The following is a 25,383-nucleotide window of genomic DNA, read 5'->3' on the forward strand; positions in this document are numbered from 1 at the left end:
ATGTTAGCAATTATTTTTATCAATTATGCTGTTCAAACACTTCCTGTAAAATCATTATGCCTTGATCGATCTCATCCTTGGTCAGAGTCAGCGGCGGTAAGAGCCTGATAACATTGGTTCCTGCTGTCAGGACGATCAAACCTCGGTCGCGAGTAGCCTTGACCATTTGACCAAGGTCAGCCGTCGTTTCAATACCTATCATATAACCCAGTCCGCGCACTTGAGTGACCGTATCAGCAACCTGCAAGGCAGACGTGAGCTGCTCTTGTAAATAATGAGCATTTTCCCAAGCCTGCTCTAAAAAACCTGCCTTAGTCATAATATCAAGAACGGCCGAACTGGCTGCCATGGCTAATTTATTGCCGCCAAAGGTTGAACCGTGCGAACCGGGACCAAAGGCACTGCCAAACTGCTTTTTTGCCAACATGGCACCAACAGGGACTCCGTTGGCTAGACCTTTTGCCAATGTAAAAATATCCGGTTCAATGCCATAGTGCTGGAAGGCATAGAGCTTGCCAGTCCGTCCCATACCTGTCTGTACCTCATCTATGATAAGCAACAGACCATTCTTCTGACAGTAATCAGCTAGGGCTGTCACGAAGTCCTGCTCAGCAGGCAGCACACCAGACTCTCCTTGAACGAGTTCCAGCATAACAGCAGCTGTGTTTTCTGTCACCAAAGCTTTAACACTGTTCAAGTCATTGAAAACGGCATAGTGAAAATGCGGGACAGCGTCACCAAAACCGACTTTGATTTTATCCTGTCCTGTCGCTGACATGGAGCCAAAGGTCCTGCCATGGAAGGAATTCTGAAAAGTAATAATCTCTTGCTTGCCCGTTGCTTTACGGGCAATTTTAATAGCCGCTTCATTGGCCTCTGCACCGCTATTACAAAAGAAAGCTAAATAATCCTTACCAGCCATCAACTTAGCAGCGACTTCTTCTTGCAAACTATTTTGATAAAGATTGGGTGTGTGCCAAATTTGCTCAGCCTGTTTTTGCAAGGCAACTTGAACTTGCGGATGAAAACCCAGATTAGTCACGCCAATGCCTGTTGAAAAATCAAGGTATTTTTTCCCTTGTGTATCAAAGAGATAATTACCTTCTGCTTTGATAAACTCAAGATCTGCTCTTGTATAGTTTTGAAATAAGTTACTCATAACTAAATAGTGAAAACGAATAGAAAGTACGACATTTTTAGAACACAATACTATAAAAATTAAAAGAGCATCTTTTATGACGTCACTTTGCTTTAATGAATCTCTGTCCTTCTATTCGACTCCAATTCCTTTCTATTAATCTGCTGTGATAAGCGTTCCTGTCAATAAATTATCTCCAATTAAAACCTGCCCGACGCCTGCGGCTACTGTTTTAGCAGCGCTCTCAATTTTGGGAATCATACCAGCAGTAATAACAGCTGTATCAATCTTTTCTTGGACTTGATGACTTGTTATCTTTTCCAGCACAGCTCCATTTTCTAAAACACCTTTAACGTCGGTCATCAAAATCAGTTTATCAGCCGCAAGTGCTACCGCTATTGCTGTCGCTAGATAATCCGCATTGATATTGAGCATGTCCCCTTCTTTGGAATAACCTAAAGAAGCAAGAATAGGAATCTGCCTGTTCTCAAGGAATTCTTCAATGACCCTTTTATTAATATGCGTCACATCGCCGACATAGCCATAGGTGTCTTTATCTAGATAATCAGCAGCCACTACATGCTTAATGTCCGATTTTAACTGCTGACAGCTGACACCTGCCTGCCTTAATTTTTCCTGTAAATTCTTTCCAACCAAATCAAGAAGAGCGTGACTTACCAAAACCATGTCATCTTTGCTAGTGACTCGCAAGCCATTGATTTTTTTGACTGGAACCTGATTTTCTTCCATTAACTTATTAATCGCAAAGCCACCGCCATGGACGATAACAAGCTGTTTGCCAGCATCCTGCCAGTTCTTGATTTGACTGAGAAAATCTCCACTCAGCTGTTGACTTGCTACTCCGCCAATTTTAATAACAATAATATCTTTCATTTGCTTTCCTTTGCTAATGGCTCAGCTGCTAGGTCCGATAGAGGGCATTGATTTTAACATAATCATAGGACAAATCACAACCCCAAGCCTTACCAACACTGTCCCCTGCATGCAAATCCACAATAATCTTAATAGTATCTGCTCGCATGACATCCTGCATGTCTTCCTCATCAAAATCAACAGGACTAGAAGCTAGCATGACTGGAATGTCTGCCAGATAAATATCAATATTATCCACGGGAACATCAACACCAGCATAGCCAACTGCTGCCAAAATACGTCCCCAATTGGGATCTTCACCAAAAATTGCCGTTTTAACAAGGCTAGAACCAACAACACTTTTAGCCATCATACGTGCATCTAAACTATTAGGAGCATTGATCACTTCAACCTCAATGAGCTTAGTCGCCCCTTCACCATCCTTGGCAATTTTCTTAGCCAACTCTTGCATGACAAAATGAAGCATAGCTGAAAACTTATCAAACTCCGGTGTATCTGGCAGTATTTCCTTATTTAAGGTACAGCCATTAGAGAGGACAAGGACTATGTCATTAGTTGAAGTGTCACCATCTACTGTAATTTGATTAAACGTCGTTTCAACATTTTGACTAAGTGCCAACTGCAGCGTTTCGCTTGAAATGACAGCATCACAAGTAATAAAGGCTAACATGGTTGCCATATTAGGGTGAATCATACCAGAACCCTTGGCGACACCTGCCATAGTAACCTCATCACGACCAAATTGCTCTGTTACAGCCACTGTCTTAACTTTTGTGTCTGTCGTCAAGATAGCTTGCGCAAAATCATCTGAATTCCCATTGACCACTAATTTAGAAAGACCTTTTTGCAAAGTATCCATGGGCATCAAGTCACCAATGACGCCTGTTGAAGCAACACCAACCAACTCAGGAGCAATCTTTAGCTTCGTTGCTGTCCATTTTTGCATGGTATAAGCATCTTCCATTCCTTGAAGGCCGGTACATGAATTAGCAACGCCTGAGTTAACAACAAGAGCTTGCATTTTTTGAGCCTTTTTCACAGACTCTCTGGTAACAATCAGCGGTGCGGCAATGACTTTATTGGTTGTATAAACACCTGCCACACTTGCTGGAACTTCTGACACAATCCAGCCAAAATCTTTTTTTCTCTTTTTAAAACCAGCATGTAAGCCATCCGCTGAGAAACCTAGCGGACTGGCAATATTTCCATCAATTATTTTCATATCGTAAACTTTCAACCTTCTAACAACAGCACTCTTGCAAAGTAATATCTTAAAAGAATGACTCTCTTTTAAAACCAAAACAAGCGCACTCAATTGTTTTCATTGCTCATCACTTTTAACAGTTGATGAGCTGAGGTCCTATTCCTTTCTTATCATTTTTATAAATAACTAGGTGTCATCGGGAAGCCTTCTGTCTCATCCCATCCCATCATCAAATTGAGATTTTGAACAGCCTGACCAGCTGCTCCTTTAACCAGATTATCAATAACCGAAATGACTGTTAGGACATTGGTTACTGGATTATAGGCAAAGCCAATATCACAAAAATTTGAACCAATGACATTATGCAATTCTGGCAAGTCTTGCTGTAAGCGGACAAAAGGCTTATCTGCATAAAGATCCTGATAAATTTTGCTAATGGCTTCATTGCTTAAAGGCTTTTTTAAAGTCACATAACAGGTTGCCATAATGCCACGATTAACAGGCAAAAGCGAGGTTGAAAATTGGATATGTTCCAAGTTGTTATCAAATCGTTTCAACTCTTGGACAATTTCAGGAATATGTTGATGGCGATTTAACTTGTAAGTAACGTAATTATCATGGACATTGACAAAATGACTGGACTCTGACAAGACCTTGCCTGCTCCTGTTAGTCCAGACTTAGCGTCCACGATGATACTGTTCACATCAATAAGTTTCTCCTTAACCAAAGGAAGCAAAGCCAATTCAGTTGCTGTCGCATAACAGCCCGGATTAGCAATGAATTTCTTTCCCTTAACATCTGTCAATTCGGCCAGAGCGTATGTGAATTTATCCAAAGATGCTTGTTCAGCTGCTGCTTTCTTATACCATTTTTCATAAATAGCAGCAGGCAGACGATGATCTCCAGAGATATCAATGACTGGAAAATCGGCTGCAATGAAGTCTTTAGCTAATTCTTTAGCGACACCGCTGGGGGTAGCAAAAAAGACCAAATCAGCTGTCGCCATTATTTTTTGACTATCAAAAGATTGAATTTCTAAATCACAAATTCCTTTTAAATATGAATAAATATCAGATAATTTTGTTCCAATCTCCTTAGTAGCATGGACAGATACAAGCTCAACTTTCTGATGGCCATTTAAGATTCGGACTAATTCTAATCCACTATATCCCGTAATACCGACAATCGAAACTTTCATACTTATTCACTTCCTTTATAAAGATGTTGTTTATTTTATCGTATATTTATTCATAAGTCAAGCTAAAAATGAATAAAATGTAAAAAGTACCTAGTTTATAACTAGATACTTTAACTCATGATAACAAAATTATTTCATTTTAAAGCTATAAATAAGAAATAAAGCGCCGTAGGCAAATTATTTAAAATATGAACAAGCATGGAGTCCTTAATATTTCCTCTACGTGCATAGGCTAGATATAAAATAGCTCCGATACAAGCATAAAGGACAAATTCAAAAAGTGTTGTTGCGTGCGGAAAGGCAAAAAGAAGTGTTGTGATGATACCTGCTAAAACCTTGTGACTATTTTTAAACCAAAGGTGATTAGGAAAGGCACGATAAGCCATCTCTTCAATAATAGGTCCGACTATGCCAACTAAAATCACATACAAAAGTGTATAGAGAAAGAAGCCGTTTTTGAAGAAAGCCGTTAAACTTTGCAAAGCTGCATCATTGGTCATTGTACTTTGTCCAGACAGTATTTGATTAATTAAAGTCCCTGTAATCGCAACTACCCTAGCGACTAAGAAAAATAGCAGAGCAATACCAATGTCTTTAGCTGTCATTTTTTGAGTTGCCACTTCTGCTGAGTCATGCTTTTTGTGAGCCTGCCACAAGAAATAAATGACCAAAATAATTAAGACAATATAAACCAATCCCAGACCCCACTTAGCAGGCAAAGACAGTTTGTTTTGATACTGCAAGAGATACATAGGAATAATATTACAAACAAGTGATAATAAAATCAATCCAATAACTTTAATACTATTTAAAACAATTTTCATTTTAATCTCCTCTGATTTATTTATAATATTCTCTGATCATTTAAAGTTTATAACTAAAATACAAGGATGAATGACAGTAGCAACAGTCACGCTTTGAGTAATGAGAAACCAGAGCTGCCTCCAGCAGTAGCGATAAACAACGGCTTAACTCTTCTTACTACAGCTTCGCTTAACTTTTTCGTTTTCTTCCTCCATTAAACTAAAAACATTCTCCACAGGTTCACCAAAAGATTTAGCAATCTTAAAGGCGATGACAACAGAAGGTGTGTATTCATTACGCTCTATTAAACTGACTGTCTGTCGGGAAATGCCTGCTAATTTAGCAAGTTGGGTCTGATTAATGCCATCTCTAGCACGTAGTTCTTTAAGTTGATTTTTAAGTATTGGCATCAAATATATCCTCATTTCTCATCATGCTGATAATGATAAAAGTCTAGGAATAACAGCTAAGCATAACATTTATTAAACCAAAATGACTTACTTCTTGGCAGAAAAACAAAACAAAGTAAAATTGTAAAATAACAGCGGTTTCTTCTATTCTCACTTTTTCACCCCAATTTGGGTTTTCACAATTACAGTGTATCACCTCTTTTTAGATTTGACAAATATCATAGTCAAATCTAAAATAATATGCAAAAAACGGAAATCATCTTATTTCCGTTTTTTGTTTATAAAAGATATTAATAAAATAAAGTTTACATTTTAGCCAGTGGTAAGGCGACATCAACTCTGCCGCTGGCTGTTTTAGCATCATTGGATAAGCTCAAGTTTCCTCCATGCAAACGAATAATATTGTCTGCAATAGTTAGACCAAGACCGCTATGCTTGCGGTCATGACGGCTGGTATCATCTTGGAAAAATTGCATCTTTGCTTTATCTAAAGCCTCTCTTGAAAAGCCCTGACCGCTATCTAGACAAGTCAATTGAAAAAGCTCATTTTCCAGATGACAGACTAACTGCAGCTGACTGCCTTGGGGACTATGCTCTACTGCATTGGAAATAATGTTCATCAGTGCACGCGCCAACAATCCTTTATCCCAATAAGCAGTGAGCTGAGCATCAGACAAATTATTGACAAATTGAATCTTTATATCTTTCGTTGCAGCAAGGGCTTGGCTGTTTTGGGATAATTCTTCCAAAAAGGCTGCGACCTTTATCTTTTCAGGGTGAAAATCTTGTAATTGGCTGTTTTTAGCTAGATAGGACAATTGCTGAAGATAGGTCTCTACCTGTCCAATATTTTTTAAACTGTAGCCAACAAATGCCTCCTGAGTCTCTGATAGCTCCGTTTGCTTAAGCAGTTCCGTATTCCCTTTAATGACTGTCAGCGGCGTTTTAATATCATGTGTTAAGGCAGCTATTTGATTTTGCTTCTCCTGCTCCACTTGCCAGCTGTGCATCAAGGAATCCCTCAAGACTGCTCGCATGGTATCTAAGCTATTTAAAACTTGATTAAATTCCTTAATATCAGATGATTGTACTGTGAAATCCAAATTCTGCTTGGCTATTTTCTGCGTAGCAGCAATAATCGGAGACAATTGTCGCTGAAGCCTGCGGGCAAAGAGTATCGTCACTAAAGTAAACACAAGCAATACTCCAAGCCCTGTCAAAATAAGTCCTAATAGACTCACATTAGGAAGATACTTATTCATCCAGGCAACTGAATAATGAGCTTCCAGTCGATAATTAATAATATAAACTTCATTTTTAGGCTTCAAAGTCATAAAATAACCATATTCAGCAGAATTGACAGTTTGTCCAGAATAACTGACCAGAGCTTGTTTCTGCAGCTTTTTAGGCATATTGCTTGCTTTGATCTTACCATCTTTGGTCATTAAAAGATAAGTTGTGTCTTTGGGCAAACGTTTGGCTTGAAAAGTATCAGCTTTTTCAATTTTATCTTCTAAGCGATAGAGTTCTTGTTCTGTCTGATTGGCAGGAATGATAAGCTTGGTATTGAGACTTATGACAAAAACAGCCCAAATTAGGCATAGTAAAGCAATGAAAGCCAAACTAACTGTCGCAAAATACTGGGTAAAAATCATTTTTAAAGAACGACCTGATTTTTTCATTTCCATTTATAGCCTATCCCCCAGACCGTTTCAATGGGCTCAAGCCCAATAGTTCTAAACTTAGCCCGAATATTTTTGATATGCTCTGCTATAGCCGCAGGTGTTCCCCGTTCTTCATAAGCATACAAATAATCATAAAGCTGATCTTTAGAAAAAACTTGACCGCGACGCTTGGCTAACAGTTCACAGATTTCATACTCAGACTTGGTCAAATCAAGTTTCTTTCCCTTAGCAGTAACCCGCTTAGCAGAAAGATCAAAACGGATAGGCTCAAGAACCAGACTAGCATGGTGCTCACGCCTTTCTCGACGCAGATGGGCATCAACACGCGCCAGCAATTCCTGCACACCAAAAGGCTTACAAATATAATCATCTGCTCCATAACTAAGCCCCGTGACAACATCTGCTTCCTGTGACTTTGCTGTCAAAAAAAGAATGGGACAGTCCACCAAATTCCGAATGTCCCGACAAAAACTGAGCCCGTCCACATCAGGCATCATAATGTCCAGTAAAATCAAATCATAGTCTGCTAATTTTGAGCAGTCAACCTGATTGGCACTGACAAAAGTCTCCACCAGATAGTTTTGCAGTTGCAAGGTATTTTTTATCAGAGCCAAAATATCTGCATCATCATCAATTACCAAAATACGGGTCATGTTACTTCCATTTCCATTTCTATTTCTATTTGTTATACTGTTATAATCATATCATCTATAAAGTAATACTGACAAGGTATAAAGCAAGTAAATATGCAGAGGATAGAAAGCATAAAAGAGATATTTATTGCCTTTACCTCGTTTGCCGTTGTACATTAACATCAGAGGAGCTGCAAAAATTTCTAACCACTCAAAATAAGAAAAGAAGAGACCATGAAATGTTAACGGAACACCTGATAACCATACACGGCCTAAATCAATGATTAAAGAAATGATCACAAAAGCTATAACTTCCCTTTTTATAGTTTTTCGACAAAGATACATTGCTATTCCTACAATCAAAGTCGCTGTTCCACCATCCATAATGGAAAAATGTAATGGCAGAACAGTGAAATTCAGCAGATTAACCACAAACATACCTAAATCATTGTCTGAAGCCATGAAAAGACGATAAAAAGGCATAAAGAGAAAGGGAAGAATAATCGGAAAAAGGAGTGTCGGTATCCCTCTAAGATACTTTTTCTCCTCGATCCAAGCAATACCTTGTAAAGCAACCAGTAAGATAGCAAATGAAGACAGCATCATATTCTTTGGAAAAAAACCATCTCCCCGCACCAAAGGGTGAAGCACATTATAAAAGCCAAACTGAATAAGTCCCATTATAACAGCTAAGCCGTAAATCTTCAGGAAATATTTTTTTCGGTCATGAGTATGAATAAAACCCTCAATAATAGCAAATAAAAATAATGGAGCGGCTATTCTCCCCACTTGAGTAAACCATAGGGGAACCTTACCTGTGTACTCAAAAAAATAATGAATATGGTCCAATAACATAGCTCCTAAAGCAATGTATTTGAGCTGAAATCCCGTTAGTGTTTTTCTATTTGTCATAAATCAATCTCCTTTTCTTTTCATAAAATAAGTTTTCAATGTTAAGCATACAGACCCTCACATATCATAAAGTGTACAAATGAAATAAAATCACCATCTAATTGGAAAAGATTATACCAATTCTTTCCTAAGATCTTGTACTCATAATTTTTTTAACCGTTTCCTTGTATAGTAGGATGTAAGTGACTTCCTCAAGGAGTTCCATTGCTTATTTTCGAAGCCTCAGTCTCGAAACTCCTCTCGAATATTGCCCTGACGTCAATATCCTTTTTAGCACAGCGGAAACTGTTCTTTTACTTCTACCTTATAGTCGCTCTTGCTATGCCAACACTATTTCATAAGATAGAATATTTGCTGTGAATGCAGTTCTAAATTCTATTCCTCATTGCTACGTCCTTGCCATCTGTCGAACCAAATTATACTAAGGATTAAAGCCATTAAAGTTAGTGGGACTGCGACTTCCAGCCAGAGGAGAATCTGCTGGGCAAAAATAGGATTTTGATCAGGATACTGCAACATTTCAAACAAGGTTCCCATCAACCGTGCTGGCCAAGCAGCAGGCACAAATTGCCAGATACTATCACCTAAGCCTGTTAAAAGCAAGGCCGAAACCAGAACTTCAAAAATACCTAGACCAATCGTTGCCCCGCTATCAAATAAAAAAGCAATAACCAGATGCAGTAAATATAAAATAACTGTTGATACTATCAAAAGTAATCCCGCATAACCGTAAAAGGCAAGATAGGGGACATCTATTTTTGAACGATACAATAGACCAAAGACAGACAGAGCTAGGCAAACAGCGATAATTTCCATCAGCATAAGATTGACAAGCTTTATAAAATAAAGAACTTTTCGTTGACTATTTGCTAGGACAGTTTGAAAATGACCAGCTTCCGCCTCTAATTCAACAGCTTTGCTGCAAACAATAGCAATGACTAACGGAAAAGCAATCCCCAGCACTTGTAAATAACCACTTGTAATACTCCCCCAAGAATAAGCAGGTGTCACCAGACCAAAGACAGCCGTTAAAACAGCGATGCCAACTGGTAAAATAACATGTATCCAAGGCAAAAAGGTACGGTTATATTTTAAAAACTCTGCCCAAATCAATTTAACCATTACTTGACCTCCTGTTTTTCAAACCAAAGAGCCGTCAGCCAGGTCAGTCCTGCAAAAAGGATAAGCGCCAAAGTTAAACTGAGCATAATGGACCAATTGCTGGTTGCTAATAGCGGTGCTGCGGCTTCTGATCCAGCTTTCAGACCATTGGGATATATTTTCATAAGAGGTATCATCAATCGTATGCTCCAAGCATAAGGACACAGCAACCAATAAGCAGTCGTTGAAAAAGCAATTCCCAAAATAACATTAGCTGTGAAATCGACTAACACGGTGATAACTAGGCCCAATTTCTTTGCTAGCCATAAACAAAATGGAAGCTGCCAAAGTACACTGAGCAATAAGACCATAGAAGCAAGAAGCATTTGACTAATAAGGTAAGTTTCTCCATAATGTGGAAAAATAAAATATTTCAACAAGACTAAAATAAAACAATGCAAGAAGCTGCTCAGAGTCAAATAATAAACCAAAGTCAGCACTTTATTTATCCAAAATTTTCTTAAAGAAATGGGCAAAGGAAAGATTGCTCGATAATGCAGCTTTTTTTCTTCGTAAGTATTTATTAAAGCAGCAAATAAGGTCAGTAGTCCTGGAAAAATCATGATATACCACCAATTATAGGCATCCGTAATCAAATACTGAGGTACCATAAAACCATGTATTACTACCAATAGTGGACCAAGAAATAATAATTTCTTTGCCATCGTACGCTTCAGTTTTAATCTTTCTGCCTGAAACATGCCCAGCATATCACTCACCTCCTCGGTATCTCATAACCACATCAGTAAAAAGTTTTTCCAAGTCTTCATCTTGGTGAATTCTATCCTGATAACCCAGTACGCCATTAGCAATGATACCAATATGATCCGCTGTCATCTGAATCTCAGATAAGATATGACTGGAAATAATAACTGTAATTCCTTGTGTAGGGAAGGAACGAATAAGATTACGCAACTCCTGAATACCAATAGGATCAAGTCCATTAGTCGGTTCATCCAGAATCAAAAGTTGAGGTGAGTTCAAAAGTGCGATAGCAATACCCAGACGCTGCTTCATGCCCATAGAAAATTGCCCTGCTCTTTTTTTACCCGTATTGGTTAGATCCACTATTTTTAAAACCTCATCAATGCGACTATCAGGTAAACCCAGCATCAAGGTTCTTACCTTTAAATTTTCACGCGCAGTCAGGTTTTCATAAAGTGGCGGTGATTCAATCAGAGCCCCGATATTTTCCAAATCCTTGCGGCTCCAATCGTGTCCGTCTATAAGAATGTGACCAGATGTCTTTCTTAGCATTCCAGTAATCATTTTAAGTGTTGTCGATTTGCCGGAACCATTAGGCCCCAGCAAACCATAAATTGAACGACGTTCAACTTTCAAATTCAATTGGTTAACCGCTGTTTGCTTACCAAACTGTTTAGTTAAATTTTTCGTCTCTAGCATATAATCCATTATGATATCCTCCTTTTCTGCTTTTAGTATAAAAAACAAATTTAAGGACTTTATCAGGAAAGTTATTTTTTATTTAAACTCTATAAAAATTTTTTATGCCCCAGTCTAATTTTTATTAATTATGCAAATGATTTGACTAATAGTATAATGAGGAAAACAAAGAAAGGTGATGATTTTTTGGAGACTGCAAAAGACTACTATCGTTTATTTTTCGCTAGTTCTGCTATTTTGTTGACGATTTTAGCACAGCTTCTCATTCCTAAATCTGCCGTTAGTTTTACTAAAATCCAATCTTGGTATTTATATTTTCTCTGGATTTCTTTTGCTCTTTCGCTTGCAGCGGCCTTTTTTAGTATTGTACGCCACAAAAAAGGAAAATTTTATCACAAAAGCTATTTTATTGGTACCAGCTACTTGGCATTGGCCGTTTATAATTTTGTCACTGAAAAGTTGAGCTTACTACCTGAGATTTTCTTTCCCAGTCCCAATAAAATTCTGGCGGTCTTTGTCAAAAATGGTCCTTTCATTCTAAAATGCGATCTCTTTTCACTGCGGTTACTAGCTATTTCGTGGGCTATCGGAATTGCTTTAGGCTTACTGACAGGTATTCTAGTTGGTTGGTTTACCTCCTTTAATTACTGGTTAGATCCGATTGTCAAAATTCTGGGACCGATTCCGTCCACAGCTTTTGTCCCTCTGGCCTTGACAGCTTTTCCTACAAGCTTTGCAGCCAGTATTTTTCTGATCAGTCTTTCTGTCTGGTTTCCTGTGACGATTTTAACCAACTCCGGCATTCAAAATGTCAAAAAAACTTATTTTGAAGTCGCAGATACTCTTGGAGCTACAACTTTTCAAAAGATTGCTCATGTTGCCCTTCCAGCTAGCCTGCCCAATGTTTTTGTCGGTATTTTCAATGGCGCCTGTACCAGTTTTATCACCTTGATGACAGCAGAAATGCTGGGTGTTAAATACGGTATTGGCTGGTATATCAACTGGCAGAGGGAAGTCTTAGGCTATGCTAATGTCTATGCTGGTTTGATTACTATCGCTGTTACTTTTAGCTTGATTATTACACTTCTTTTCAAGGTTCGTGATAGATTGCTCTCATGGCAGAAAGGATTTATTAAATGGTAGGATTTCTCAGGATTAATCACGTTCAAAAGATCTTTAAAGCAACTGATGATGCGCATACAGAGATTGAGGCTCTGCATCAGATTAATACAGATATTGAACCCGGAGAATTTATTTCGCTTGTCGGCCCTTCAGGGAGCGGAAAAACAACTCTTCTGCGCATCATTGCAGGTCTGGAGAAAGCCAGTCAAGGTGAGGTTTGGCTGGATGATCAGATAATTAGCCAGCCCTCGCGAAAGCTCGGCTTTGTCTTTCAAGAAGCAACCCTTTATCCTTGGCTGACTGTTTATGATAATATCGCCCTAGGCCTAAAGTTGAATAAAGAAAAAGAACGTCTGGCAGAAGTTAAAGATTATATCAATTTAGTTGGACTGAGTGGTTTTGAAAAAGCCTATCCTCATAATCTATCTGGTGGTATGCAGCAACGGGTCAATATTGCTAGAGCATTGATTAATAATCCCGATGTCCTACTGCTTGATGAACCATTTGGCGCCTTAGACGCCTTTACCAGAAGCAAGATGCAGGCTGAGCTTATTGATATTTGGCAAAAACGCCAAATTACCATGATCATGGTAACTCATGATGTCGAAGAAGCTGTTTTTCTCTCTGACCGCGTGTTTGCCATGACACCAAGACCAGCTGTTATTAAGGAAAGTATTGCAGTTGACTTGAAAAGGCCAAGAGAAAGAGACTCTCAGAACTTTATTGCTATTAAGGAAAAGATCTTACACATATTGAACTTCTAAAGAAAAGAGGAAAGCACTAATGACAAAATATTCAACCCCTAAATGTCTCGGACTTGGACTTATTTTATTCATCATATCAGTGAGCTTGGTAGCCTGTTCAAAGTCCTCTATTTCGACATCTAAAAACTATAATGCTTCTGAAAAAGATTCTTATATCCTAAAAATTTCTGAAAACTCTGATCTTTGCGGTGCCCCCCAACAAATAGCTATTGAAAAAGGCTTTTTTGATGATGTTGGCTTGAAATACAAGGTTGTTAAAATCGGACAGGATACTTCTAATCTTGATGCTTTAAATGCTGGCAAGATTGATGCCTCTAACTCTTTGATGGCAAGTATTATTCAGCCTCTAGCTAATGGTGCTAAGCTAAAAATCACTACCGGCCTGCATACTGGCTGTCTGCAGATATTAACAAAAGATGGCAAAATCAAGTCTGCTGCCGAACTAAAAGGGAAGAAGATCGGGGTAACTGCTGTTGCGGGCAGTCCCGCTATCTTTGCTAAACGTGTTCTGGCAAAATCTGGTTTAAAAGTCTCTGATGAGAAAGGTGATGTCAGTTTTGTTACTTACCAATGTGATCAGTTAGGGCAGGTTCTAGACAAAGGCGAAGTTGATGCCATTGCCCTCGGTGATCCAGATACTGAAGTTCTGAAAAAACAATACGGCTTTAAAACATTAGCTAATTCATCAACTGACAAAGGTTTTAAAAACGAATATTGCTGTGTCGCTTATGTATCAAACGATATAGTCAAGAAACATCCAGCTGTTGCTGCTAAATATACTCTTGCCATGCAAAAAGCAGCCAATTGGGTGCAAAAGCACAAAGAAGAAACGGTTGATATTCAGTTAAATCAAAACTATGTTGCTGGCAGTAAAGACAGCAATCTTACCAGCCTAAACAGCTATACTTTTAAACCTAGCTATTCAGGTGCTTATGATAGCTTCGATACTGTAGCCAGCGACCTGCGAAAAATTGGTATTTTATCTAATGATGTTGACCTGAAAGCTTTAAGAATCAATTCCTTCTTAAAAGTGAAAAATGTTAAATAAAGCACTTATAAAAATCAGGACTGCCTGTCAATATATCACCCTCTAAAAAGATAAATACAAAACCTAACAATTGAGGGGCAGTTTAATGGTATGTGGTTTGTTTCACACGAGTCAGGAAACGGTCTAAAATTATACCATTACAAAAAAGGTTTTGGGTATATCCCAAAACCTTTTGATTAGTTATAAAATAGTTCTTTTGCAAAGATAAGTTTTACAAATTCTCTGCTACTGCGGCAATCAAATCTTTGATGGCTGAGGCATCTGAGCCACCAGCCATGGCCATGTCTGGTTTACCACCACCACGACCTGAAACGATTGGTGCCAAAGTCTTGATGAGATTACCAGCATGGATATCCTTAGACTTGCTAGCAACAAGAACATTGACCTTTTTACCAATGCTGGCAACTAAAACAAGAACGTCGGAGTAATCTTTTTGTTTCCATTTATCAGCAAAGGTGCGAAGGGCACCCGCATCGGCAACTTCTACTTGGCTCGCAATATAGCGAAGACCATTCACTTCTTTAACATCTTTGAAGATATCGCCTGCGGCTACTGCGGCTGCTTTTTCTTTCAGCTCGGCATTCTCCTTTTGCAATTTATGCAATTGGTCTTGCAGCGAAGCTACCTTGTTGGCTACCTGATTCATTTGAGGCGCTTTAAGCGTTGTGGCAATTTCTTTAAGTATGTCTTCTTCTTGGCGGTAGGCTTCAAAGGCTTCCTTACTGGTCACAGCTAGGATACGGCGAGTTCCTGAACCAATACCTTCTTCTTTGACAATCTTGAAGATGCCAATTTCAGAAGTATTTTTAAGATGGGTCCCACCACAAAGTTCAACAGAATAGTCACCGATAGAAACCACACGCACATTTTTACCGTATTTTTCACCAAAGAGAGCCATGGCACCCATTTCCTTGGCGGTATCAAGGTCTGTTTCAATGGTTGTCACAGGAATAGCCTTCCAGATTTGTTGGTTGACTTCTTCTTCAATTTGACGGAGCTCTTCTGGCGTTACCGCTTCAAAATGGGTGAAGTCAAAGCGCAAGAATTCCACTTCATTTAGAGAACCTGCCTGAGTGGCGTGATTGCCAATGACATTGTGCAGCGCCGCATGAAGAAGATGAGTAGCCGTATGATTTTTCATGACCCGGTTGCGACGTTCATGATCAATTTCTAGATGATAAGTTGTCCCTACTGACAAGGTGCCCAAAACATCAACTGTATGAAGGGCTTGACCATTTGGCGCTTTTTGCACATCTGTCACACGAGCAACAGTGTCTCCCTTATCATTCTTGATAAGCCCATGGTCAGCTACTTGTCCACCCATTTCAGCATAGAATGGTGTCTCCGAAAAAACAAGCAGAACTTGGCCTTCTGATACTGCTTCTATACGCTCATTGTCAGCAATGATAACAGAAAGACTGCTGTCAAGTGCTTCTTTTTCATAATTGAAAGTAGATTTTTCGGTAATGTTTGACAGAGTTTCATTTTGCATACCCATGGAGCCGCCTTTGACAACATTGGCACGCGCACGTTCTTGTTGTTCTTTCATAGCAGCTTGGAAGCCTTGATGATCTATCTTGAAGCCTGCATCCTCTGCCAATTCTTCGGTCAATTCTACTGGGAAGCCATAAGTGTCATAAAGTCTGAAAATATCTTTTCCTTCAAGCATATCTTTATTAGCAGCCTTCAAATCAGCCAAAAGTTGATCTAACATGTTTGAGCCCGCATCAATGGTCCGTGCAAAGGTCTCTTCTTCACGTTTGACAATTTTTTCAATAAAATCTTGTTTTTCAAGCACTTCTGGATAGTAGGATTCCATAATCTTACCAACAGTTGGAACCAATTTATACAAGAAGGGTTCATTGATGCCTAAACGACGGCCATGCATAACTGCACGACGAAGGAGACGGCGAAGGACATAACCACGGCCTTCATTTCCCGGAAAGGCACCATCACCAATAGCAAATGAGAGAGAACGAATATGGTCTGCAATGACCTTGAAGCTCATATTGTCGCCATCTTGGTCATACGTTTTACCAGATAATTTTTCAATCTCACGGATGATTGGCATGAAAAGATCCGTTTCAAAATTAGTTTTTGCCCCTTGCATAACCGCAACCAAGCGCTCTAAGCCAGCACCCGTATCAATGTTTTTATGAGGCAATTCCTTGTATTCAGAACGAGGAACGGCTGGATCAGCATTGAATTGCGAAAGCACGATATTCCAAATTTCAATGTAGCGATCGTTTTCAATATCCTCGGCCAAGAGGCGCACACCAATATGGTCTGGATCAAAATCTTCTCCACGATCAAAGAAAATCTCTGTGTCTGGTCCTGAAGGCCCAGCACCAATTTCCCAGAAGTTATCTTCAATAGGAATCAGGTGACTTGGCTCAACACCGCATTCAATCCAGCGATTGTAAGAATCCTTATCATCTGGATAGTAGGTCATATAGAGCTTGTCTTTTGGCAAGTCAAACCATTCAGGACTAGTCAAAAGTTCAAAGCCCCATTTGATAGCATCATCACGGAAGTAATCTCCAACGGAAAAATTCCCCAGCATCTCAAACATAGTATGATGGCGAGCTGTTTTTCCAACATTTTCAATATCATTAGTGCGGATGGCCTTTTGCGCATTGGTAATGCGTGGGTTTTCAGGAATAACAGAACCATCAAAATATTTTTTCAGCGTTGCGACACCTGAATTAATCCACAGTAGTGTGGGATCATTAACAGGGACGAGATTAGCCGACGGTTCGATAGCATGATTCTTTGATTTCCAAAAATCTAACCACATTTGGCGGACTTGAGCTGATGTTAATTGTTTCATATTTAGATATAGAGTCCGACTGTAATTGAACAGAAAATTAGGAATCTGACGACAGATACTTGTATCTTAGGCAGACTATCTATTTTTCGACAATCACAGGACGAATTCCCTTTCCTTTCTTTTCATTAAAAATAATTGAACGAGACAAACAGAAAAAGCACCTGTTAATAGGATGAATTCAGTTTTTTCTTTAAAGATCACAGATAGTCTACAGTTAATGTGATGCCGATGATCTTGCAGAGCTTTTTTCAATCGCCTTGACATAGTCAATAGCAATGACCAGTGATATCACTAAGTCTGCATATTGATCATCATATACTTCAATATTATAAGTCGAGGTCAGGCGCAGCCATTCCTGAGAAATACTAGCAACTTCCTGATCATTTTGGAGGAGCCGAAAATTCATATCCCAAAAATCACCTTGAATTTCCATGTCTAAATCTTTAATTGTATAGTGAGGTTTAAAAAATGACAGATCTCTTTTCAGGAAAAATGTAGAACCATCGTGTAAATTGACATAAAACTTAGGAAGGAAGGTCCAAGTTTTCCTTTGGATACGACTGATCTGTTTACCCTGCATATCCGAAATGATAAATGTCTTTGGAATTTTAAAGATGGAGCCCTCTACTTGATAAGTTGGGATTCCTAGCTCATCTGTAATGGTAAATTTACCGCCTGGCGACCACATTTTTTGTTTGATTTGAAAACTCTTCATAGCTTTTTCTCCAAAAAACAAGTTCACTGTAAGAAGGGCGAAGAAACCGCGGTACCACCTTCATTCAATGAACTTGTCATTCTTATTATGTTATTCTGTTTATCAATCAAGCAGCCAAATTTTTCTATTTGCATAGCTCACATCAACCGCTATTTTTCTGAAGCAAATGAGAGAAAAATTATTCTTGACAGGACAATTATACTGTCTTTTTCAACATTCGTCAATCTTTACAAGTCCTTTATTCTGCTGCTGTTGTCTCTGCTGCTGTTGTTTGATCATCAGCGGCCGTTGTTGCAGCGCTTGAAGCGGCTGTTGTAGTCGTCGTTGACCCTGAAGAGCCACTTCCGCTTGCTGCCGCATATTGTGATAAGATCTCACTAAAGGCCTTATCTTTAATTTTGACATTAGCTTTCTTAAAGGCTTTTCCAATAACAGCATTACGGAAATTACTGTCATTTAATTTTTGAGAAACGATAATTTCTTTCAGACGTTTCTTATAAGCTTTCCAATCGGCGTTTTTGTCAGTCTTTTTCGTGATTTTGACAATATAGTAAACAGGCTTATAAGTCGTTGAATCAGACGCCTTAATGACATCTGAAACGCCATCCTTATCAAGATTCAAAGCAGCCGATAAAACTTGACTAGGAAGATTAGTTGAGCCTGAATCAAAGCTATATTCGGTCTTATCTCCTTTGGTATTATCTTTAGCAATTTTAGCAAAGTCTGCACCATCTGCCTTAGCTTCTTCTAAAACAGATTTTGCCTTATCTTCACTATCCAATTGAATCACTTGAGCTGTTACTTCCGGTTTATAATCCTTATAAGCTGACTTATAACTAGCGTCTGTTATTTCTTTCTTAGCTTCTTCCTTAACAGCATATTCTATTAATTTTTCAGAACGAATTTGTTTCTTATAATCTTCTTTTGTGTAGCCGCGTGAAGCCAAAGCACTTGAGAAAGAATCACCATAGTACTTAGCAGCTTCATTATAAGCTTTTGTCACTTCCTTATCAGAAACCTTATCGCCGTATTGTTTTTCAAAAACTTTTGAAACTAAGAGAGATAATACAGCCTGCTTAGAAGCTGTTGAATTCTTTACTTCATTATAAAAATCTGCAACAGTAATAGTATCACCCTTCATTGTAGCAATTTTACTGTTTTGGTTTGTTTTTGAACAAGCCGCTAAAGTCACAATAGAAAGCAAAGTCACAAGTCCTGTAGCAATCGTACGTTTTTTCATTCTTGATAAACTCCTTTTTGTCATTAACCCTTTTATTATATCATAATTTCTTAAAAATGACTTAATCAATCAAACCAATCTCTTTGCGGTTTTTACGAATCAGCAGCAGACCATCACCAAGCGGCAGCAAACTGGCAGTCAAATCAGGATGTTTCAGTGTTGCGTCAAATAGCTTTTGCAAACCACGATAAATGGAACGCTGGCCGCGATGAACTTCTTCAATTGGCTTAGCAATATCACCGCCTTGAAAAACATCATCTAAAACAACGATACCGCCAATCTCTAAACACTCTAGAATAGTTGGTAAAAAAACAATATATTTTGACTTTGCTGAATCCATAAAAACGAAATCGTAATTCCCATTCAGTTTAGTTAAAATATTGGCAGCATCTCCTTCTAGCAAGTTAATCTGCTTTCGACTATCATATTTTGCAAAGTTTTCCTTGGCTATAGCAATCATTTCAGGATTACGGTCAATGGTCGTAATATTTGCTTGCGGAGCATTCTCAGCCATCAAAAGTGCTGAAAAACCAATAGCTGTCCCAATTTCTAAGATATTCTTAGGCTGAAAAGTCTGCAAGAGAAAACGAAAATACACAACAGTTTCTTGGGGAATGATTGGAATATTCTCCTCATGAGCAAATATTTCCAGTTCCTTTAAAAAGCCCATATTTTCCTTTTGCTCATGACGCATGTAGTGAAGAATGTCTTCCTTAATAACAGGACGTCGCATGTTGTGATTTGCATTTTTACTGTAAGATTTAACCATGATTTTTATTATAACAAAAATTCCCTAACTTAGGTTAAGGAAGATATTTTTAGAAATCTTTCAGCTGAGTCAAGACTTGTAGATTATCAATTTTCTGATTAGCAGCTGACTGGGGCTGGGCTAGATTAATAGATTTGATGCCTGCATTTTCAGCAACTTCTACATCTAGACGTCTATCGCCAATATAGTAAGTTCTGTCTCTATCCAAATGATATTTCTCCAGCAGATAAAAGATTCCCTGTGGATGTGGTTTGCGTTCAAATCCCGACACACTTGTCAATATTTCAGTAAAATAAGAGACAATTCCTAATTCTGCCAGCACCGCTCCAGTAGAGGCACCTTTATGGGTATACATAAATTGCTTAATTCCTCTGTCTTTGGCCCACTGCAGCGCTTCTTTGGCAAAGGGCATCAACTTAATCTTATCATCACGCTTAACTTGCTCTTGGATGAAGAAAGTTTTTAATTCTTCAGAAGAAAGGCCGTGCTGTTTCGCCAGTATGTCTAAGAGTTTCCCAACCGATTCTTTGATAATATAACGTCGAATAGGCTCTGCTTGAAAATCAAAACCAAAAGTCCTATAAGTGACCGCAAGAGCCTCCATAATGGCCTCATAAGAATCAATCAGTGTTCCATCCAAATCCCAAATAAAAGCTGTTTGTGGCATATTTTCTCCATTTCATTAAAATTTCCCACCATCAGAAATAATGAACAACATAAGCTTTGATTTATTCTAAATCTATCCAATAACGTGCTAATTGAATGTCTTGCCCACGATAAGTTTCCCTAACAATTCCTTCCAATTGACCGCCGATTTTTTCAAGCAGAGAACGACTGGGAAAAGTGTTTTCATCCTAAGATAGCTTTTAAGCTATCTTATTAATCAATTCCTTTTTCGACCAACTCTTCCAACTCTATTAACCGTTCTTCAAAGACTTTGAAGGCTTGGTCAAGATAGGTCGACTCAGTCATATCAAGACCTGCTTTAGCAATAACATTGAGAGGATAGTCTGAATTGCCAGCTTTAAGATAATTGAGATATTTGTCCTTATCTTCTTGATTGCCATGAACAATTTTGTGAGCCAAAAAACTAGCTGCAGCAAAGCCTGTGGCGTACTGATAGACATAAAAATTGTAGTAAAAATGCGGAATTCTAGCCCATTCATACTGAATTTCCGGATTATTTTCCTTACTTAAACCATAGTATTTTTCATTGAGATCCGCATAGAGATTATTCAAATAATCACTGGTCAAAACGTCACCTGCTTGATCAGCCTTATAAATCAAGTCTTCAAATTCTGCAAATTGTGTTTGGCGGAAAACCGTTCCTTTGAAACCATCAAGATAATGATTCAAAATCGCAAAACGCTGTTTCTCATCTGTTGCTTCCTTGAGCAGTGTCTCTGTCAAAATATTTTCATTGGTTGTCGAAGCAATTTCTGCCAGAAAAATAGAATAATCACCATAAACATAGGGTTGGTTTTCACGTGTAAAAGTAGAATGCAAAGAATGTCCTGTTTCATGCACAAGAGTGAAGAGGTTATCCAAAGTATCCTGCCAGTTAAGCAATATAAAAGCATTGGTGTCATAGGAACCACCTGAATAAGCGCCTGAACGCTTGCCTTTATTGACTCGTACATCAATCCAACGCTCCCTAAATGCACGATGCACACGCTCAGCATAGTCTCGCCCAAAAATAGCTAACACTTCTTCTGCTTTGTCCAAGGCTGCTTCATAAGTAAAAGTCATATCCATTTCTGAGAGTGGTACGTAAATATCATACATCTTAAGATCATCAAGGCCTAAAACGTTTTGCCTTAGCTTCACATAACGCTGTAACAAAGGTAAGTGATTATGGACCGCTTCTACTAAAGTGTCATAAACAGTTTCGGGAATAAAATTAGCTGCCAGAGCAGCTTCACGCGCACTCTTATAGTTTCTGATTTTCGCTTGAAAATTATTAACTTTAACATTGGTTTGCAGCGTTTTAGCATAGGTGTGTTGATACTGCTCATAAATGCTGTACATGGCCTTATAAGCTTCTTGTCGAACTTTGCGGTTTTTGGATTCCATCAAACTGATGAAATTACCATGAGATAGTTCAACTTCTTCTCCTGTCTCGTCTTTTACCCAAGGAAAGATAATATCGGCATTGTCAAGAATTTCAAAGGTTTCACCAGCAGCACCAAAAATTTCACTGGCTTCAGCCAAAAGTGCCTCTTCCTTTTGAGAAAGAACATGCTTTTTTTGTTTAAATAATTTTTCAAAAAAATGTTGATAAGGCAATAAATCCGGACAATCTGCCAAAAAATCCTGATATTTTTCTGTTGATAACAGCATAAATTCAGGCTCATAGAAGGCAAAAGTCTGATTAAATTTAGCGATCAAGGCTGTTGCCTTAGCTTGTAATTCTTGATAGTAACTGACCGTGGTGTCTTGGTCATTCTTCATAGAAGCATAAACATAAAGTTTTTCCAAACGACGGCTCAAAGCCAGATAAAGTTCTGTGATCTCCAGCAGACTTTGACTGGAGTCAAGCAGATGACCCGCTCTTTTAACGGCTATTTCCAAATCCTTAGCTAAAGATTTCTCCTCTTTTTCCCAAGTTTGATCGTTTGGAAAAATGCTGGTCAAATCCCATTGGTATTTTTCTTCAATATGACTGCGATTATCAGACATCACTTTCTCCTTTATAACTTTTTATTTCATTTTATCATAAAAGGCTGGCGGATACAGTGTTTGAATTTCTTTGTCTTTTTGCTTTTGATAATATTGAAAAAAAGCTGCGCTAAAATGAGATACATCCTGATTGATTTGACAAAAGCCTCTTGAACATTGCGGTAACCTTACCTGCGGGAAAAAATCAGCATCTGATTGTGCTATCAGATTACGCCCCTGTGAATAAGCAAGTTCTTGCTGACGCAGCCAACGCGGATTGCGTGCTAGCAGTTGTTTTTGAATGGCTAAACCAACCTGCCTGCGCTGGTGAACAGGATAAGAAGTCAAGGTTTGCTTAGCATAGGGCAATTGTAAAAAGGTCATGATATTACCATCAAAAGAACAAGACCTCGTTTGATAATAGACTTTGCCAAAAATATCTTCATAAATCAAGTACTTAAGTCGCAACTCACGCCTATTAATATCTAATTCCCAAAGATGAAAGCCCATATTTTGTGAAAAGTAAAGAAATTGTTTGTGCAAGTTGGATAAACGCCTATCCAACCAGAGTTTCTCCCCAAGCAGCCACAGTACCTGATAACCATTGGCCTGATAGGCCTGCGTTCGCTCACACAGACGAGCTTCGGACAAGCGAGAACACTGAACTTCTAATGCTAGGTTATGATTAACTAATAAGTCTGCGATTTGTTCAGGTTCTGGTATGACTTTTTCGATCTCAACACTTTCCGTCTGAGATAATGACTGATAGAGTTCTGCTTTCAAGTTTAGGTGTTCAGCGGACTCATTTTCACTGTAAAATTTGCAGTCTTGCAAAGCAACATGGGCAAAATGCGGACGCATAACCCTGCCGTTTTTGAGACGTACAGGTGATTGGCAGGCAGGACAATAAAAATCACTTTTGTCAGGAATACCATTCAGAAGATTAATCAACTTTCCATTTTTATCCCTTGCAACTAACATCAAAAATTCCTTTCTAAATAGATAGTTAAAAAAACCCGCGCAAAGGCAGGCTTTAAAAACTACAACTTCAATTATGACTGATAGTAAATTTCCAAACAAATAGTTTAAAAAGGACTAAAGTAGATTTCACTTATATTATTCGTAAATCCCAACAAAAATTGATGTCTTTTTCAAAGTTTTTTAATTTTTTAGTGTTATCAATAAAAATTAGTCAGCACTTTAAACAGCGGAAGAATGACAAGGAATCTAACTCTCGAAAATTTCTAATAAATTTATATTTTAAAGTATTATTATTTTTTACCTAACCTCACTTTAAATGCAAAACTCGATTAATAAATTGTATGCACAGTTTTTTCCAAATACCAAGCTCTTCGTAATCCGAAAATTTCGCTTGTGTATTGCTATTAATCACGGATAAACCGTGCTCTCCTAACGCAAACATATGAAGTTCATATAAGATACCATTATCTTTCAAGCGTTTAGCATATTCTAAAAGAGCATTATTGTAGATGCAATCATCATCTTGCATTCCCCAAATAAAAGTTGGCACAGTGGCTGTAGAAATGTGCTCTATAGGACTGTATTCTTTTAAATTTTCTGTTGTTAATTCTTTACCTACGACTGTTTTCAAGGCACCTGTTAGAAAATCTATTTTAGGCATTGGTGATAGTTTTGTTGGCATCTGATTATCTGGATCAACTGATACTTGCTCGTACTGATAATTAAAGTCCAGCAAGGGATAAGACAAGATAACTAAACTTGGTTTTAAAGTTTCTCCGGGATAATCAAAGTATTTCTGTAAAAACGGTTCGTTCCAACTATTTGCTAAAGAAGCACTGTGAGTGGCTCCCGCTGAAAAACCAATAAAAATGACTTTTTCAGTATCAATATTCCAATTTTGTGCATTTTCTCTAACGATCAAAAGCATTTTGGCCAAATCATAAAGTGGTTTAGGATAACCACTGCCTTTTCCAACGGTATAATCAAGTGTGATGGCCTGAAAACCTTTGTTCAGAAAATAAAGTGCGACAGGCTCTTTCTCCCTATCTGTTACCTTGAAAAAGCCACCACCGCCACAAATAATGACAGCTGGACGAGGATTTTTATTTTTAATATCTGGTGTTTTTTCAATTAAGTAAGTCGTATAGGTCACTTCTGATTTTGCTTTATCTTCCCAAAGCATAGAGGTATTAATTTTCATTGTTAACAACTCCTTTCACAAATAGGATATTTAAGTATTAAGAGTCACTTTTAACTTTAAGATTAATAATCTTATCACCATTTATCCTTACTAAGTCACTACCTGTCAAAGCAAGGTACTTTCCAGTTTTTCTGCGGCATATAACCGCCCAATTTGCCTGCGCAAGTCATCAGCTATTTCTTTAGTATCCCATAAATGTTTCAATTCTGAATTTTTGTTGAAGAACTTTTCAAAAAACGGATTAATTTCTTCTCTACCAGAATAAGTGTTACCATCATTAGCTTCTATGATAGCATTCTCTGAAAATAAATTGCAAAGTTCTGTCAATTTTCTTTTATCCTTTCCTGCTAAATCAGATAAAACAAAGTAGCGATCAAGTATATTCATTAGACATCATCTTCCAAAAATAAAAATAGTTCGATATATATCGAATAATCGAATTATAACGCTAATCATGTTAAAATGTCAATACAAAATAACTTATCACATCACTTTAAAATCTTAAGAGAAAGCGGAATTATTCATGTTAGAAAGAAGGTAGACAACGTTTTATCTCACTTAGACAAGCAGAGTTAGATAAAAAATTTCAGGCTTGCTGACCGCCATTTATAA

General features: G+C 38.1%; 24 protein-coding genes and 1 pseudogene. 4 read left to right on the forward strand and 21 right to left on the reverse strand.

The features are described from left to right. Positions 1 to 19: 19 nt before the first annotated feature. From FNL60_RS07210 to FNL60_RS07265, 12 genes are all read right to left on the reverse strand, one after another. Entirely contained in the window at positions 20 to 1,159 is a 1,140-nt protein-coding gene (locus tag FNL60_RS07210; protein ID WP_002273051.1) for an acetylornithine transaminase, read from the reverse strand. Positions 1,160 to 1,294: 135 nt separating this feature from the next. Beyond that, positions 1,295 to 2,032: an acetylglutamate kinase gene (gene argB, locus FNL60_RS07215; protein ID WP_002280256.1), complete on the reverse strand. Its 738-nt coding sequence runs from the start codon at positions 2,030 to 2,032 to the stop codon at positions 1,295 to 1,297. Between the two features lie 28 nt (positions 2,033 to 2,060). Further along, on the reverse strand, positions 2,061 to 3,254 hold the full coding sequence (argJ, locus tag FNL60_RS07220) for a bifunctional ornithine acetyltransferase/N-acetylglutamate synthase (protein ID WP_002280255.1): 1,194 nt from the start codon (positions 3,252 to 3,254) through the stop codon (positions 2,061 to 2,063). Between the two features lie 158 nt (positions 3,255 to 3,412). Next, complete coding sequence (argC, locus tag FNL60_RS07225) at positions 3,413 to 4,435, reverse strand: N-acetyl-gamma-glutamyl-phosphate reductase (protein ID WP_002268819.1); 1,023 nt, start codon at positions 4,433 to 4,435, stop codon at positions 3,413 to 3,415. A gap of 134 nt (positions 4,436 to 4,569) precedes the next feature. After that, a complete protein-coding gene (locus tag FNL60_RS07230; RefSeq protein WP_002268818.1) occupies positions 4,570 to 5,259 on the reverse strand; it encodes a CPBP family intramembrane glutamic endopeptidase in 690 nt (229 codons plus the stop codon). 144 nt (positions 5,260 to 5,403) lie between these two features. Then, positions 5,404 to 5,649 (reverse strand): helix-turn-helix transcriptional regulator, encoded by a 246-nt coding sequence (locus FNL60_RS07235; protein ID WP_002268817.1) that lies wholly within the window; start codon positions 5,647 to 5,649, stop codon positions 5,404 to 5,406. Between the two features lie 305 nt (positions 5,650 to 5,954). Further along, on the reverse strand, positions 5,955 to 7,337 hold the full coding sequence (locus tag FNL60_RS07240; protein ID WP_002268816.1) for a sensor histidine kinase: 1,383 nt from the start codon (positions 7,335 to 7,337) through the stop codon (positions 5,955 to 5,957). Next, entirely contained in the window at positions 7,328 to 7,987 is a 660-nt protein-coding gene (locus tag FNL60_RS07245) for a response regulator transcription factor (RefSeq protein WP_002280254.1), read from the reverse strand. The genes FNL60_RS07240 and FNL60_RS07245 overlap by 10 nt, the downstream gene beginning before the upstream one ends. A 51-nt stretch (positions 7,988 to 8,038) precedes the next feature. Beyond that, the gene (locus FNL60_RS07250; protein ID WP_002264198.1) at positions 8,039 to 8,878 is read right to left on the reverse strand and encodes a TraX family protein; all 840 of its coding nucleotides are present in this window, start codon (positions 8,876 to 8,878) and stop codon (positions 8,039 to 8,041) included. Positions 8,879 to 9,253: 375 nt separating this feature from the next. Beyond that, on the reverse strand, positions 9,254 to 10,000 hold the full coding sequence (locus FNL60_RS07255; RefSeq protein ID WP_002280253.1) for a lantibiotic immunity ABC transporter MutG family permease subunit: 747 nt from the start codon (positions 9,998 to 10,000) through the stop codon (positions 9,254 to 9,256). Further along, the gene (locus tag FNL60_RS07260) at positions 10,000 to 10,749 is read right to left on the reverse strand and encodes a lantibiotic immunity ABC transporter MutE/EpiE family permease subunit (protein WP_002280252.1); all 750 of its coding nucleotides are present in this window, start codon (positions 10,747 to 10,749) and stop codon (positions 10,000 to 10,002) included. The genes FNL60_RS07255 and FNL60_RS07260 overlap by 1 nt, the downstream gene beginning before the upstream one ends. A 1-nt stretch (position 10,750) precedes the next feature. Further along, the gene (locus tag FNL60_RS07265; RefSeq protein WP_002267872.1) at positions 10,751 to 11,452 is read right to left on the reverse strand and encodes a lantibiotic protection ABC transporter ATP-binding protein; all 702 of its coding nucleotides are present in this window, start codon (positions 11,450 to 11,452) and stop codon (positions 10,751 to 10,753) included. Positions 11,453 to 11,599: 147 nt separating this feature from the next. Between FNL60_RS07265 and FNL60_RS07270 the strand changes: the two genes are divergently transcribed. The 3 genes from FNL60_RS07270 to FNL60_RS07280 are packed head-to-tail and all read left to right on the forward strand — an operon-like array spanning position 11,600 to position 14,377. Next, positions 11,600 to 12,586, forward strand: coding sequence for an ABC transporter permease (locus tag FNL60_RS07270; RefSeq protein WP_002264196.1), 987 nt, complete (start codon positions 11,600 to 11,602; stop codon positions 12,584 to 12,586). After that, positions 12,580 to 13,329 carry an ABC transporter ATP-binding protein gene (locus FNL60_RS07275; protein WP_002264195.1) on the forward strand — a complete coding sequence of 250 codons (750 nt, stop codon included), beginning with the start codon at positions 12,580 to 12,582 and terminating at the stop codon, positions 13,327 to 13,329. Before FNL60_RS07270 ends, FNL60_RS07275 begins: the two co-directional genes overlap by 7 nt. A 19-nt stretch (positions 13,330 to 13,348) precedes the next feature. After that, positions 13,349 to 14,377: an ABC transporter substrate-binding protein gene (locus tag FNL60_RS07280; protein ID WP_002280251.1), complete on the forward strand. Its 1,029-nt coding sequence runs from the start codon at positions 13,349 to 13,351 to the stop codon at positions 14,375 to 14,377. 211 nt (positions 14,378 to 14,588) lie between these two features. On the opposite strand, the gene alaS is transcribed toward FNL60_RS07280, so the two are convergent. From alaS to FNL60_RS07330, 9 genes are all read right to left on the reverse strand, one after another. Further along, on the reverse strand, positions 14,589 to 17,207 hold the full coding sequence (gene alaS, locus FNL60_RS07285) for an alanine--tRNA ligase (RefSeq protein WP_002280250.1): 2,619 nt from the start codon (positions 17,205 to 17,207) through the stop codon (positions 14,589 to 14,591). Positions 17,208 to 17,421: 214 nt separating this feature from the next. Next, the gene (locus tag FNL60_RS07290; RefSeq protein ID WP_002265403.1) at positions 17,422 to 17,922 is read right to left on the reverse strand and encodes an LURP-one-related/scramblase family protein; all 501 of its coding nucleotides are present in this window, start codon (positions 17,920 to 17,922) and stop codon (positions 17,422 to 17,424) included. Between the two features lie 238 nt (positions 17,923 to 18,160). Continuing rightward, positions 18,161 to 19,162, reverse strand: coding sequence for a peptidylprolyl isomerase PrsA (gene prsA, locus FNL60_RS07295; RefSeq protein ID WP_002261893.1), 1,002 nt, complete (start codon positions 19,160 to 19,162; stop codon positions 18,161 to 18,163). A gap of 61 nt (positions 19,163 to 19,223) precedes the next feature. Beyond that, positions 19,224 to 19,931, reverse strand: a complete 708-nt coding sequence (locus FNL60_RS07300; protein ID WP_002280249.1) for an O-methyltransferase — start codon at positions 19,929 to 19,931, stop codon at positions 19,224 to 19,226. 49 nt (positions 19,932 to 19,980) lie between these two features. After that, complete coding sequence (locus FNL60_RS07305) at positions 19,981 to 20,598, reverse strand: HAD-IA family hydrolase (protein WP_002261895.1); 618 nt, start codon at positions 20,596 to 20,598, stop codon at positions 19,981 to 19,983. Between the two features lie 212 nt (positions 20,599 to 20,810). Continuing rightward, complete coding sequence (gene pepF, locus FNL60_RS07315) at positions 20,811 to 22,610, reverse strand: oligoendopeptidase F (RefSeq protein ID WP_002261896.1); 1,800 nt, start codon at positions 22,608 to 22,610, stop codon at positions 20,811 to 20,813. A 21-nt stretch (positions 22,611 to 22,631) separates the two neighbouring features. Continuing rightward, positions 22,632 to 23,570, reverse strand: a complete 939-nt coding sequence (locus FNL60_RS07320; protein WP_002261897.1) for a competence protein CoiA — start codon at positions 23,568 to 23,570, stop codon at positions 22,632 to 22,634. Positions 23,571 to 23,877: 307 nt separating this feature from the next. Next, entirely contained in the window at positions 23,878 to 24,771 is an 894-nt protein-coding gene (locus tag FNL60_RS07325; protein ID WP_002261898.1) for an alpha/beta hydrolase, read from the reverse strand. A gap of 105 nt (positions 24,772 to 24,876) precedes the next feature. Next, positions 24,877 to 25,158 (reverse strand): hypothetical protein, encoded by a 282-nt coding sequence (locus FNL60_RS07330; protein WP_002269717.1) that lies wholly within the window; start codon positions 25,156 to 25,158, stop codon positions 24,877 to 24,879. Positions 25,159 to 25,242: 84 nt separating this feature from the next. Here FNL60_RS07330 and FNL60_RS07335 point away from each other — a divergent pair. Continuing rightward, a pseudogene (locus FNL60_RS07335) lies at positions 25,243 to 25,370 on the forward strand (ArsR/SmtB family transcription factor); the annotation flags it as partial. Positions 25,371 to 25,383 lie beyond the last annotated feature (13 nt).

It is taken from the genome of Streptococcus mutans (genome assembly GCF_006739205.1).
Lineage (GTDB): Bacteria > Bacillota > Bacilli > Lactobacillales > Streptococcaceae > Streptococcus > Streptococcus mutans.